A 13,655-nucleotide genomic window follows, 5' to 3' on the forward strand; every position below is an offset into this window, starting at 1 on the left:
CCCGGGTCACATGGGCCCGGACGCCTTCGTTGTAGACCTGTTGCTTAAACGAGCCGAATTTAGCAGGAAAAGTCGACGCTGTCGATAATGTCCTTGAGGGCCTCTGCGGAGGCGGTGAGCTCATGCTGCTCGTCATCGTTCAGCGGCACGGGAACGCGGCAGACGACACCGTCGCGACCAACGACCGTCGGCATGGAGATGGCCAGATCGGACAGGCCGTACTCGCCCACCATGAGCGAGGAGACGGGCAGAACAGTCTGCTCGTCACGCATGACGGCAGTGCAGATGCGCTTTACCGCCATAGCGACACCGTAGTAGGTGGCGTGCTTCTTCTCGATGATGGTGTAGGCGGAGTTCTTGACGTCCTCGGCGATGCGCTTCTCGGCAGCCTCATGCTCCAGGTGGCCGTGAAGCTCGCAGAAGGTGTTCAGCGGCACGCCGGCAACCTGAGCGCTGGACCAGGCGACAAACTCGGAGTCGCCGTGCTCGCCCATGACATAGGCCTGAACGTCGCGCGGGTCAACCTCGACGTGGGCACCGAGCATCTGCTGCAGACGGCCGGTGTCGAGCACGGTGCCGGAGCCGATGACATGGCCCTCGGGCAGGCCGGACATCTTGATGGCGGCGTAGGTCAGAACGTCGACCGGGTTGGAGACGATGAGCAGAATGCCGTCGAAGCCAGACTTCTTAATCTCGGGAATAATGGACTTAAAGATGCTGACGTTCTTGTTGACCAGGTCCAGGCGGGTCTCACCGGGCTTCTGAGCAGCGCCAGCGGTGACGACGATCATGGCGGCGTCGGCGACATCAGAATAATCGCCGGCGTAAATCTTCATCGGCTCGGCAAACGTCATGCCGTGCGCAATATCCAAGGCCTCGCCCTCGGCGCGGTTCTTGTCCACGTCGATGAGAACCATCTCGGAGAACAGACCACTCTGCATCAGCGCGAACGCCGAAGACGAACCGACGAAACCGCAGCCGACAATAGCGACCTTCTTCTCGTTAACCATTAGAAACTCCCATCTCTCTCCACAAACAAGCCGCCCGGGAACGACCCGAGCGGCTTGCCGTAATCCCAATACATCCAATCGGGACTTTGATTATGCTCCTATACGCAGCCAAAAATCGACCGTTTACCGAAATTGTTTGCAGGATTCGTAAAATAACTGCACGAAATCGGTTTCGAGCTATTGACGAGCCCAAATAGTCTTCTAATACAGGCCCGCCTCGCGGATGGCCTCGACAGCCAAAGCGATCTGATCGGGCGGCAGGACCAGCGCCATGCGCACGTGCCCCTCGCCCGAAGGGCCAAAGCTCGCGCCCGGCGTCACCACAACGCCGGCCTTCTCCATAAGCTCCTCGCAAAACGCCATGGAATCGGTGCGGCCACCGGGAAGCTTGGCCCACACAAACATAGAGCCATGCGCGTTGGGACGCTCCCAGCCCAGGTCCTCAAGACCGTCGCACAGGGCATCGCGGCGCTCCTGGTACTTCAGACGTTGCGCCTCGACCTCATCGCGCGGACCATTGAGGCAGGCGATGGCGGCCTTCTGAATCGGGAAGAACATGCCAAAGTCGATCTGGCTGCGCAGCTTGGCAAAGGCAGAGACCACATCCTCACGGCCGACCAAAAAGCCGATGCGCGCACCGGTGACGTTAAACGACTTGGAAAGCGAGAAGAATTCCACGCCCACCTCGAGCGCACCGGGATACTGCAAGAAGCTGCCGCCGGGCTCGCCGTCAAACACGATGTCGGAGTACGCGTTGTCATGGACGATCAGCAGGTCGTGCTCGCGGGCGAAGGCGATGATCTCCTCGTAGACCTCGGGCGTGCCCACCGAGCCCACCGGGTTGGCGGGCAACGACACGATCATGTACTTGGCACGATCGGCCACCTCGGGATCGATGCCCGCCACATAGGGCAGGTAATTGTGCTCCGCCACCAGCGGATAGTACTCGAGCTTGGCATCGGCGATCTTGGCGCCCGCCTCAAAGACCGGATAGCACGGATCGGGAACCAGAATGGTGTCACCCGGATCGAGCAGGGCCAGGCCCAAATGACCCACGCCCTCCTGCGTGCCGTTGCACGACTGCACCATGGACGGCGTAATGCCCGAAACGCCAAAGCGACGCTCATAGTAATCGCACACGGCCTGCTTAAGCTCGGGCAGGTCGCGCAGGGAATACTTCCACATCTCGGGATTTTGGGCGGCCTGCGTGAGCGCCTCGACCACGTGGTCGTACGGCTTAAAGTCGGGCGTGCCCACGCTCATGTTGTAAATGGTCTTGCCCTGAGCCTTCAGCGCAAGAAGTTTGTTGTTGAGCGAGGCGAAGACCTCCGCGCCAAAGCGGTCGAGACGCTGCGATGCCTGCATGGTGCCACCTTTCGATATAAAAAATACGGCGCTCCGACAAGAGCGCCGCGCGATACGGGCCATCAGATTGCAAAAGTGTAACGCTTGCAACCCCCGTATTGGTTCAATTTAGCCAACCTTAGTCAATTGGATTGAGCGCGTCGATCCGCGCAAGCCACAGACGCGAGCTGGCGTCACTCGGCATACGCCAATCGCCGCGCGGGCTGAGCGTCACCGAGCCCACCTTGGGACCATCGGGCAGACAGCTGCGCTTAAACTGCTGGGCAAAGAAGCGACGATAGAACGTACGCAACCACGTGTGGACGGTCTTGGCGTCATAGACACCCTCAAAGCTCTTGAGCGCCATACGGTAGATCTTGCCCGGCTCAAAGCCAAAACGCAGCAGGTAATAGAGGAAGTAATCGTGCAGCTCGTACGGGCCCACCAAATCCTCGGTCTTCTGCGCAATCTCACCGTCGCCCGTAGGCGGCAGAAGCTCGGGGGACACCGGCGTATCGAGGATATCGAGCAGGACCTCGGCAATACGCCCGCCAAAGACTTCAGCGGCATAACGTACCAGATGGCGCACAAGCGTCTTGGGCACGCTCGCGTTGACGGCGTACATGCTCATGTGGTCGCCGTTATAGGTAGCCCAGCCGAGCGTCAGCTCTGACAGGTCGCCCGTGCCGATAACAAAACCGCCAGCCTGGTTGGCCAGATCCATCAGAATCTGCGTACGCTCGCGGGCCTGGCTGTTCTCGTAGGTCACGTCTTGGACGGCCGGATCGTGCCCAATGTCCTTGAAGTGCTGCTCCACGGCCGTGTGGATCGAAACCTCGCGGAAGCTCACACCCAGGTCGCGAGCGAGCGACTCGGCATTCGACTTGGTGCGATGTGTCGTGCCAAAGCCGGGCATGGAAACCGCCGTGATACCCGTGCGCGGCAGCCCCAGTGCATCGAAGGCACGCACGGTCACAAGCAGTGCCAGCGTGGAATCCAGGCCGCCCGAAAGACCGATGACTGCAGCCTTGGTACCCGTATGGGCAAGGCGAGTCTTGAGGCCGGCAGTCTGCAGATTGAGGATCGTCTCGCAGCGCCCGGCCAGGTCACCATGGTCGGCCGGCACAAAGGGCGCGCGGGGGAAGACACGGTCAATGTCGAGTGCATCGCGCAGGACAGGTTCTTCGGCCAGCACGCCCTCAAACGAAAACTCAACGGTCGTGGCCTCCGGCGCATCGTCCGCGCGCGTCCACGTGGTCGAACGACGGCGCTCGGCAACCAGACGGTCGAGGTCAACGTCGGCCACCGCCATATCGCAGGTGAGGAGCTTCGTGGCGGCGAGCTTCGAACCGTTTTCGTAGACGAGGTTCTCGCCTGCAAAGACCATGTCGGTCGTGGACTCGCCCTCGCTCGCGTCTGCATAGGCATAGGCACAGTACAGGCGCGCGCTCTGATTGGAGATGAGGCTGCGGCGATAGTCTGCCTTACCGATAATCTCGTCCGAGGCCGACGGATTGAGGATCACCGTCGCACCGGCAAGCGCCATCTCGGTCGAAGGGGGCGCCGGCACCCACAGGTCCTCGCAGACCTCAATACCGAGTACCAAATCCTCGGCGCCCTCATCACAGCAGCGGTAGACAAGCCCCGAACCCAGCGGAACCGGACCCTGACCGGCAAATTCAACCCACACGGGATCGGCGGGCGCCGGAGCAAACCAACGGCGCTCATAGAACTCGCCATAGTTGGGCAGATACTTCTTAGCCGTGAGGCCCAAAAGCTCGCCCGCGCAGCACACGGCGGCACAGTTGTAGATATTCTCGGCCACCGCAACGGGAAGACCGATGGTAAAGACAATCGGCAGCTCGCGGGTTTCATCGAGAATATGTGCCAGTGCGGTCTCGCAGGTATGCAGTAATGTGCGGTTATGAAACAGATCAGCCGCGGTATAGCCGCACAAGTTGAGCTCGGGCAGCACCAGAGCACGGACACCGCGCTCGACCGCCTCGCGAACAGCCGCCAGCGCAACCTCGGCATTGCCCTCGACATCGGCCACGCGAATTCGCGGCGAGGCCGCCGCCACACGCAAAAAGCCATCAGACTGAGAAAGGTGAAGATTCATAAGAATGCTCCCGTGCGTAGACGCCATTCACAACAATTAGCAAGCCCTATTGTAGTTCAACCGCCGGGTGTAACCGCATCCCACCAATTTGGTGAGCTATTGATGAGTTGATGGTATCTGTTAAATGTCACGTACGATTCACATCTGGTGGGTACCCTGATGGCTACACGAAACGAAGCAGATTTACACCGGGAGGGCCCCGTATGACAACCAAGTACACCGACGCGCCGCGCACGCGCGTCATGACACCGGCCGCACTCAACAACGGCGTTCACGAAAACCATTCCATCGGACAGACCATGGCCATCGCGCCCAAAAAGGGCCTGTTCGACGACATTTCCATTCCCCAAATCATCGCCGGCGCCGCAGCTGCCGCCACGAGCGTCGCACTTGCTTCCAAGATCGGCATCGCCGGATCGGTGATCGGTGCCGCCGTGAGCTCGGTCATCACCGTTGTGTCCTCGCAGGTCTACCGCCACTTTATCTCTGCCAGCGCCGAAGCCCTCAAAGGTACGCACGCCGCCGTCGACTACCCTGCCGGCGCCTATGAGCCCGTTGACCTTAATGCCGAGGAGCACCTGGGCGGCGCCGCGACTACGCAGGAGATGCGCCAGGTTGCGGGGCGCGCGACCACGGCGCGCGTCGCCCCCAACAGTCTGCGTGCCAAGGCGGCGGCAGAGCGCAGCCAGACGCAAAAGAAGGTCATCGTCTTCTCGATCGCAATCGCCATCGTCGCGGTCATCGCCTGCGCTGGCGCCATCCTTATCACCACCGCCGGTGAGGGTCTGGGCGAGCGCCCCGAGCCAATCCTTTCGTCGCGCACGACCGAGCACGACACGGATAGCACTGGTCAATCGCAAAGCCAGCAGGACGACTCGCAGGGCAACTCCGCATCCACCGATTCGTCCTCGAACGCCCCCGATCAATCGCAGGGCGCCGATTCCTCTGTGAACAACAGCGGCACGCAATCCGGCACGACTGACTCAAGCCAAACGACCGACGGCTCTCAACCGAGCACGGGCGACCAGACGAGCGGCAATACATCGGGAACGGACACAACCGACAGCGGCAACAATAGCAGCTCGAGCGGCACCGCATCTGGCACGCCATCTGACAGCTCGAGCCAAGGCACGGCATCGGGCAACTAGGCACGTTTGCCTCTCATAGATAACCGACCTGCATAACGGGCGCGAACCGGCAACGGTCGCGCCCGTTTGCCATGGGCGACGAGATGGCAAGCCCCATGCGATGGTAAGATGCTTTGGTGTGTATAGAGGAGATTTGCCATGAGCAAGACAATAGTTAAGCCCGCACTATCGCTGGGCAACCACATCTATCTGTATCGCCTGCTGCGCGACGCGATTGGATGCGGCAAGCAAACGTTTATGACGCAGGTCGAGGAGGCGCTCGCCGCTGGTGACATGGCCGCTTATGACCTGGGCTTCGAGTCCACGCGCGAGCTGCTCGAGGAGCTCGACGACTGCATTAAGCTGACCGTCTTTAAGGGCGGTCGCCTGTATGCCACCGTCATCGCCAACGAAGCCTGGGATGCCGCCCTTGCCAAAGGCGAGGACAAGCCCAAGGCTGCCAAGGGAGCCAAGCAGTCCTACAAAAAGAAAAAGCGCGGCGAGAAGGACCTCAAGGCCGTGCGCCCCAAGCATGTTAAGCGTCCCGAGCCAGAAGCCATGGTTGAAGCCGTACCGGAACCCGAGCCCGAGACAGAGATCGAAGTCGCTATTGAGGTAACAGCAGAAACCGAAATCGCCGCCACGACCGATCCCGAAGTCATATCAGAGCAGGAAGCCACTGCGGAGCTCGACGAGGCTCCCAAGTCGACAACCGAAGAAGCCGCCAACCAACCCGAGACGCCTGCGTTCCAAAACAGCGATGTCTTTGGCGACGAGCCCGAGGACGATCAGTCCGACGAGCCCGCGGATCAAGACGCTACCGAGGCGGCATCGGAGCCCGAGGCGCCGCAGCCCGCCATCTCGCTCACGGTCGTCTATGACCCCGAGAACGCAAACGCCGGCATCACCACCATGGCCTCCACGCCAGCCGAGGCAAAGCCATCTGTCGAGGCAGAGGATGCCCCGCGAGCCGATACCAAAACCGAGACCGCAGACACGTCCGTCTCTGTGGAACCGACGGATTTCGCAGTTAAGCCGGAAACAGCGCCTGAGCCTGCCATCGAGTCCGCATCCGCATCTGCCTGTGACCAAATTCCCGCACCGGCACCGGCTTCGGTACCCGCAGCGGCCCCAACCCCCTCGCCCGCAGCACCGACCATCCCCGAGGACTTCCCCGTCGATTTCACAACCGAGGTCTTCTGCCCCGGTCCGTTGCTGCACCAGCTGTCGACCTATCTCCCCTATGGCGCCGACACGCTCGGCATCGTCGGCGAGTACTACTGGATCGCCCGCGAGCGCGGTACCATCGAGGCCGCGCGAAACCGCGCAAGCTTCCCCCTGCGCTACACGCAGGCCGGCGAGCGCCACGAGGTCACCGTGCGCATCCGCCGCAACACCACCGTCGGTCTCGGAGCCACCTGGACCATCGACAAAGTCGAAGAACCCGAGCAGTAACGACAAACGGCTCAAATCCAAACCCGGATTTGAGCCGTTTTTATTAGCATTCATCGATGTTCCGTGACCAACAGCGAGCGGGCCGCAAGTGCCCCAGGTTGCCGTGAAAGAGGAGCGACGCGTACTTCGGTACGCGAGCGACGGTTTGAACGGCAAGATGGGGTGCTTGCGGCCCGCGCAGCGTCGAGCAGTTACGCGGTTTGGTAAAACCGCGTAACAAATTAGTCACGCGTCAGCTTGCGGTGAATACGATGCGGCTGGGCTGCGTCCTCGCCCAGGCGCTCGATGCGGTTGGCCTGATAGGCCTCGAAGTTGCCCTCAAACCAATACCAGTTGCCCGGATTCTCGTCGGTGCCCTCCCACGCCAGAATGTGCGTGGCGACGCGGTCCAGGAACATACGGTCGTGGCTAATGACCACCGAGCAGCCCGGGAACTCGAGCAGCGCCGCTTCGAGCGAGGACAGCGTCTCGACGTCGAGGTCGTTCGTGGGCTCGTCGAGGAGCAGCAGGTTGCCGCCCTGCTTGAGCGTAAGCGCCAGATTCAGACGGTTGCGCTCGCCACCGGAAAGTACGCCAGCGCGCTTCTGCTGGTCCTGGCCCTTAAAGCCAAAGCTCGCCACGTACGCGCGGCTGGGGACCTCGGTCTCGCCGACCATCATGTGGTCCAGGCCGTCCGAGACGACCTCCCACAGGTTCTTATCGGGGTCGATGCCGGAGCGGTTCTGATCGACATAGGAGATCTTGACGGTCTCGCCCACCTCGAGCTCGCCCGAAGTCAGCGGCTCCAGGCCCACGATGGTCTTGAACAGCGTGGTCTTGCCCACACCGTTGGGGCCGATGACGCCCACGATGCCGTTGCGCGGCAGAGTGAATGATAGGTCGTCGATGAGCACGCGACCGTCGAACTCCTTGTGCAGGTGATGGGCCTCGAGCACCTTGTTGCCCAAACGCGGGCCCACAGGGATGCGGATGTCGGTCCAGTCGAGCTTCTGGCTTGCGCGGGCCTCGGCCTCCATCTCCTCATAGCGAGCCAGACGGGCCTTGTTCTTGGCCTGACGGGCCTTGGGGCTGGAGCGCACCCACTCGAGCTCGGCCTCCATGCGCTTGGCGAGCTTGGCGTCGCGGTTGCCCTGAGCCTCGATACGCGCGGCCTTGGTCTCCAGATACGTGGAGTAGTTGCCCTTGTAGGGATAAAGGTGGCCGCGGTCGACCTCGCAGATCCACTCGGCAACGTTATCCAGGAAGTAGCGATCGTGTGTGACGGCTAGCACCGCGCCCTGGTAGTTGTGCAGGAAGTGCTCGAGCCACAGGATCGACTCGGCGTCCAGGTGGTTGGTGGGCTCATCGAGCAGCAGCAGGTCGGGAGCTTCGAGCAGCAGCTTGCACAGGGCCACGCGACGGCGCTCGCCGCCGGAAAGCACGTTGACCGGCATGTCGGAATCGGGCAGCTGCAGGGCATCCATAGCCTGGCCGAGTTTGGAATCGATATCCCAGCCATCGGCGGCGTCGATCTCGTCCTGGAGCTTGCCCATCTCGGCCATGAGGGCATCCATGTCGCAGTCCGGGTCGCACATCTCCTCGCCGATCTTATTGAAGCGATCGACCTTGGCGATCATGTCGCCAAATGCCATGCGCACGTTCTCGATGACGGTCTTGTCGTCGTCGAGCGGCGGCTCCTGCTGCAGGATACCCACGGTGTAGCCGGGGGTAAGTCTGGCATCGCCGTTGGAGACTTCCTCGATGCCGGCCATGATCTTGAGCAGGGTCGACTTGCCCATACCGTTAGGGCCCACGACGCCGATCTTGGCACCGGGATAGAAGCTCAGGGTCACGTCGTCAAGGATCACCTTGTCGCCATGAGCCTTGCGAGCCTGATACATCTGGTAGATAAACTCTGCCATTTGCCTGTTTTATCCTTTCTACCTGCTGTTTCCCTATTCTTGTTTCGCTTTAGTGGAAACGAGATGAGAAAACCAGCTCTAAAACGTAACGAAAAAGGGGCACGGTTGCCCACACCCCCTAATACTACCTGGGAAAAGTCCCCCGGAACATACTATGAACTGCGTACGCTAGTTTTCCGCAACCTTAACGAGCAGCTCGCTGCGATTTGCGCCACAGCAGATACGAGTAGACGTAGACGACTCCGACAGAACCAAACGCCAGAACCGCAATCACCGCGGCGACAACTTCACTTGAAAGCACGCTACCCGCAACGCCCATCACAATCAGACCAACACCCAGCACCATAAAGCAGGCACCGCCAAAACGCTGCGTACGGCGCCAGTTCTCGGGATCGGCAAGCGCCCAGGGCGTCTTGATACCGAGCGTATAGTTCTGCTTCACACGCGGCAAGTAGTTGCCTACGCCAATGAACAGCAAACCGACAGCACCGGAAATCAGCACGTTGACCGAACCGACCGCCGGCACCACGCCCCAGACCGTAAGCTCTCCCAGCCAGCTTATGGCGCACATGAACAAGGTGAAGGCGATTACGAAGCCCTGATAGAACTTGCCCGAGGTTCGATATGCCTCACCTTTGGGATCGATGCGCGGCACCACGTAGAACATTGCGAGAAGCACCAGGGGCAGCACGCCGTGCGCGGAGGCCATCCAGCTGGGACCCCAACCGTCAACGCCGTTCGCGCCCCAGTGCGTGGGAATCTGCGCAGGCAAGCTCGGCATCACCATAAGGTGCGCTACGATATTGGCGACGCACAGAGCGACCAGCGCGATCCACACGCGTGGCGATACCCCCGTGGCGTGAATGCCCTTGTTTTCGTTATTCATCCTTATCACCTTCAGTGTTTGTAAAGCCCATAAACCAACCGATCAAGTCCTGCATGACGGTGGTGTTTAAGCTGTAAACGATGTTTTGGCCATGACGTTCATCGGTCACCAACCCGGCGTTTTTGAGCGTCGCCAAATGATGGCTCAACGACGGCTTGCTGATGTCAAAATGCTCGGCAAGCTCCCCAGCCGTGCGGTCGCCCTCGCGTAGTAGCTCCAAAATGCGCCGCCGCGTAGGATCGGCCAGCGCTTTAAAACCCTCTCCCGGCATAGGACCTCCTCTCAGTATTTCGTTCGACGCGCACACTATACTCGATATTTAGATATTTGTCTAACTATCTAATCTTGTACTCAAAAAAAATAGCCGCCCCGCGTAATGCGAAGACGGCCACTTCTCACGCCATAAACGTGTTTCGGAGTTGGCTAACCCGCGGCAACGGGCGCCATCTGCTTCAATCTTATGCGAATCCCAATCCCATTTCAACAAACCCCAAGGGTTCAAATGGAATCGTGATAATACCTATAATGGCGATAGCTAAAACACGATTCGCTTCCCCATCGGAGGATATTTATGACCGAAACCGTTGCCGCAGCCGCCATCGAGACACGCGACACCAAGCTCGAGATCATCATGGGCCGCGAGGCACTCGATAAGCTCGCCGATGCTACGGTGCTGGTGCTCGGCTGCGGAGGCGTGGGCTCCAATTGCTGCGAGGCACTCGCCCGCGGCGGCATCGGTCATTTCGTCATTCTGGACAAGGACATCATCGCGCCCAGCAATATCAATCGCCAGGCCATCGCCTTCCACAGCACCGTCGGCAAGCGCAAGGTAGACGTGATGGAAGCCATGATTCGCGATATTAATCCCGCCGCCACCGTTATCAAGCGTACCGAATACCTGTTGAGCGATAACATCGACGAATTCTTTGCGAGCGTTTTTGAGCAGACGGACGGCAAGCTCGACTACGTCGTCGACGCCATCGACACCATCTCGGCCAAGCTCACTATTGCCAAATATGCTCAGGACCACGACATTCGTTTGGTTAGCTCCATGGGCGGGGCTAACAAGCTCCATCCCGAGTGCCTCCGCTTTGCCGACATCTTCGATACGGTACGTGACCCCATGAGCCGCATTATGCGCAAAGAATGTAAGAAGCGCGGAATCAAGAGCCTACATGTATTGTTTAGCTGCGAGGAATCGGTTAAGACACAGCCCCGCGACCCTTCCAACATCCACGAGCGTACCGAGCTCGGAACCGCCAGCTTTATGCCGCCCATTATGGGTCAGATGATTGCCGGCGAGGTTATCCGCCAGATCAGTGGGCGCGGCACCGAGCGCGTGCGCGCCGATGGCCAGCGCCTGGACTAGCGGAGTGCGCCGAGATGGAGCCCCGGTTATTTGATGCACACTGCCATCTTGATTTGATGGCTTACCCGAATGCTGTTGCCGACGAAACTGCGGCTATAGGGTTGGGGGTCTTTGATTGCGGGGTCGACCCACGCGACTTCGCGGCAGCAAAAAAGCGGGCCAGCCGTTACCCAAACATTATCGCGGGCGTCGGGCTCCATCCCTGGTGGCTCGCCGACGGCCGCTGCGGTCCTGCCGAAGTCAATCTGCTTTGCAAAGTTGCTGCCCAAGAGCGCTACATCGGCGAGGTGGGACTCGACTTTTCCGCGCGCTTTGCCGGAAGCGAACCGCTGCAAATACAGGCACTTGACCGGCTCTGCGATGCGCTCGTGCAGTGTCCTCTTGCCGGGCGCGTGATATCGATTCACGCCGTTCGTTCGGCAGGAGCCGTACTGGACGTCCTCGAATCGCATGGTCTACTCATCCCAAACCCCGACTCCCCCGCTATCATCTTCCACTGGTTTAGCGGTACTTCGGACGAACTCGTCCGCGCGCGTAATGCGAGCTGCTATTTTTCTGTCAACGAACGCATGCTCGCGTCTAAACGAGGATGCGAATACGCACGACAGATTCCACTCGATCGTTTACTGCTCGAGACCGATGCGCCGGCAGAGGCAAACACAGAAACAAGCGCGCAGTCGCTCATCAAATCGCTCACAAGGACCTCGATGCGCATCGCCTCGCTCAAAAATTGTGACGCAAAGCGCATCGAATCGGCAGTTTTAACAAATGCGCACTCTGTTTTTGGCCTTCGCTAACCCCTCTGGGCAAAAAGACGACAACGATACCATTATGACGGCAGACGTGCCGTCCAAGTCCTACGCAAGCTCCAGCAGCTCCGGCAGCTGGTCGATAATCTTGTCCGCGGCATCTTGGCTAAAGCCGAAGCGTTCCTCGCGCTTGGCAATGACCGTCAGGCCGGCTCGCTTGCCGGCAGTGATACCAGGTACCGAATCCTCAACGCAGCAGCAGCGATTCGCGGGCAGTCCCAGCAGGTCCAGCGCATGCAGGTAGATGTCGGGCTCGGGCTTGCTCTCCTTAAACTGCTCGCCGCTCACCACATACTCAAAGGCATCCGACAGCCCGCACGCATTGAGCACTTCCTCGATGCTATCCATGGGAGACGAGCTGGCAAGCGCCACGCGAACGCCGCGGCGCGGCAGCTCTCGAATCGTATCCACGGCGCCTGGGTTAATCAAAGCCTGATAGTCGCGCGGACGCTTATGCGCCCACTCGTCCCAACGGGCCAACGCTTCCTCGCCAGTGAAATGCCCCTTACCGGCGCGCTCAAACCAATCGACCAGCATATGCAGGAAGAACTGATGTGAGGTACCGATCTGCCCGTTCAACTCCTCTTGAGTCAGGTTAAGCCCAAGCTCCTTGGCAAACGCGGCAGTCTCGCTCAGGTAGTAATACTCGGTATCGACAATGACGCCGTCCATGTCAAAGATAACGGCGTCGAACGGAAATGCGGACACGGCACCCTCCCTAACAAAAGGGCGCCTGTAAGCAGGCGCCCGAACCATGCATTAATCGGCGATTCTAACCCAGCAGCTTATCCAGCGCCACCGCAATGCCGTCTTCGTTGTTATTGGCAGTCACCATCTGGGCCACGGCCTTAACCTCGTCAACCGCGTTGCCCATGGCAACACCGGTGCCGGCCCACTCAATCATGGACTTGTCGTTCTGGCCGTCGCCAAACGAGACGACCTCGCTGGCATCGATGCCGAGCTTGGGCAGGGCACCCTCGAGCGCGCGGGCCTTGTCGATACCGGGAGCCGTAAACTCAAAGTACCAGTCGGCCGTAAACATACCCGAAAGCGTCTGAGTAAAGGGCGCATACATCTCCTCGTGATGCGCTTGCAGATAGGCCGGGTCGCCAGCAGTGAGCAGCTTGTCCACGGGATAAGTTTCCACGACCTCATGCAGGCTCTCCACCTCGCGGATCTTAAGGTCGCAGGCATCGCGCTCGTATTTGACGATGTTTTTCTGCGAGCCATCCGGCAGCGTAATCATGCAGCGGTACGAATCCTCGACATGCAGATCGCGACCGAGCGAAATCATAGGGATCACGTCAAAATTACGCAGATGATCAATCAGACGGTGCAGTACGTCAGCCGGCATGGCCTGGTCAAAAAGGACCTCATCGGTCTGAGCGTCGACGACGTGAGCGCCATTAAAGGCCACCAGCAGACCGTCATGGTTTTGAAGGTCGAGCTCCTGCGCCAAGGCGTGCAGCCCCCATGCGGGACGGCCCGAAGCCAAAATGAGCTTAATGCCCGACTCCTGCGCCGCGAGCAGCTTCTCGCGCGTACGCGGGCTGATGACCTTTTGGTCGTTGGTGAGCGTACCGTCGATATCCATTGCGATGGCTTTGATTGCCATATAAGCCTCCCTGTCATTGA

The 13,655-nt window shown here is 59.9% G+C and carries 12 protein-coding genes; 4 read left to right on the top strand and 8 right to left on the bottom strand.

From position 1 onward, the window contains the following. Positions 1-59: 59 nt before the first annotated feature. The 3 genes from FYJ40_RS05175 to FYJ40_RS05185 all read right to left on the bottom strand — a co-directional run bounded on the left by FYJ40_RS05175 (position 60) and on the right by FYJ40_RS05185 (position 4,473). Complete coding sequence (locus FYJ40_RS05175; protein ID WP_154517333.1) at positions 60-1,010, bottom strand: L-lactate dehydrogenase; 951 nt, start codon at positions 1,008-1,010, stop codon at positions 60-62. A 201-nt stretch (positions 1,011-1,211) separates the two neighbouring features. Beyond that, positions 1,212-2,375, bottom strand: coding sequence for a pyridoxal phosphate-dependent aminotransferase (locus FYJ40_RS05180; RefSeq protein ID WP_154517336.1), 1,164 nt, complete (start codon positions 2,373-2,375; stop codon positions 1,212-1,214). Between the two features lie 118 nt (positions 2,376-2,493). Then, positions 2,494-4,473, bottom strand: coding sequence for an NAD(+) synthase (locus FYJ40_RS05185; RefSeq protein ID WP_229770681.1), 1,980 nt, complete (start codon positions 4,471-4,473; stop codon positions 2,494-2,496). Positions 4,474-4,676: 203 nt separating this feature from the next. Here FYJ40_RS05185 and FYJ40_RS05190 point away from each other — a divergent pair, with 203 nt between their 5' ends. Both FYJ40_RS05190 and FYJ40_RS05195 read left to right on the top strand, forming a co-directional pair. Next, on the top strand, positions 4,677-5,621 hold the full coding sequence (locus tag FYJ40_RS05190; RefSeq protein ID WP_154517344.1) for a hypothetical protein: 945 nt from the start codon (positions 4,677-4,679) through the stop codon (positions 5,619-5,621). Between the two features lie 138 nt (positions 5,622-5,759). Next, positions 5,760-7,055, top strand: a complete 1,296-nt coding sequence (locus tag FYJ40_RS05195; RefSeq protein ID WP_154517347.1) for a hypothetical protein — start codon at positions 5,760-5,762, stop codon at positions 7,053-7,055. A 221-nt stretch (positions 7,056-7,276) separates the two neighbouring features. Here the strand turns inward: FYJ40_RS05195 and ettA are convergent, their stop codons facing one another. From ettA to FYJ40_RS05210, 3 genes are all read right to left on the bottom strand, one after another. After that, on the bottom strand, positions 7,277-8,956 hold the full coding sequence (gene ettA, locus FYJ40_RS05200; protein WP_055251458.1) for an energy-dependent translational throttle protein EttA: 1,680 nt from the start codon (positions 8,954-8,956) through the stop codon (positions 7,277-7,279). Positions 8,957-9,140: 184 nt separating this feature from the next. Continuing rightward, positions 9,141-9,842 (bottom strand): SdpI family protein, encoded by a 702-nt coding sequence (locus tag FYJ40_RS05205; protein ID WP_154517350.1) that lies wholly within the window; start codon positions 9,840-9,842, stop codon positions 9,141-9,143. After that, the gene (locus FYJ40_RS05210; RefSeq protein ID WP_154517353.1) at positions 9,835-10,113 is read right to left on the bottom strand and encodes an autorepressor SdpR family transcription factor; all 279 of its coding nucleotides are present in this window, start codon (positions 10,111-10,113) and stop codon (positions 9,835-9,837) included. The genes FYJ40_RS05205 and FYJ40_RS05210 overlap by 8 nt, the downstream gene beginning before the upstream one ends. 300 nt (positions 10,114-10,413) lie before the next feature. Between FYJ40_RS05210 and FYJ40_RS05215 the strand changes: the two genes are divergently transcribed. After that, positions 10,414-11,211, top strand: a complete 798-nt coding sequence (locus FYJ40_RS05215) for a ThiF family adenylyltransferase (RefSeq protein WP_154517356.1) — start codon at positions 10,414-10,416, stop codon at positions 11,209-11,211. A 14-nt stretch (positions 11,212-11,225) separates the two neighbouring features. Beyond that, positions 11,226-12,008: a TatD family hydrolase gene (locus FYJ40_RS05220; protein ID WP_154517359.1), complete on the top strand. Its 783-nt coding sequence runs from the start codon at positions 11,226-11,228 to the stop codon at positions 12,006-12,008. A gap of 60 nt (positions 12,009-12,068) precedes the next feature. Here FYJ40_RS05220 and FYJ40_RS05225 read toward each other — a convergent pair whose 3' ends face one another. Then, entirely contained in the window at positions 12,069-12,728 is a 660-nt protein-coding gene (locus FYJ40_RS05225; protein ID WP_370450635.1) for an HAD family hydrolase, read from the bottom strand. Between the two features lie 64 nt (positions 12,729-12,792). Continuing rightward, positions 12,793-13,635 (bottom strand): Cof-type HAD-IIB family hydrolase, encoded by an 843-nt coding sequence (locus tag FYJ40_RS05230; RefSeq protein WP_154517365.1) that lies wholly within the window; start codon positions 13,633-13,635, stop codon positions 12,793-12,795. Between the last annotated feature and the right edge of the window lie 20 nt (positions 13,636-13,655).

This window comes from Collinsella sp. WCA1-178-WT-3 (M1) (assembly GCF_009696325.1).
Taxonomy (GTDB): Bacteria; Actinomycetota; Coriobacteriia; order Coriobacteriales; family Coriobacteriaceae; genus Collinsella.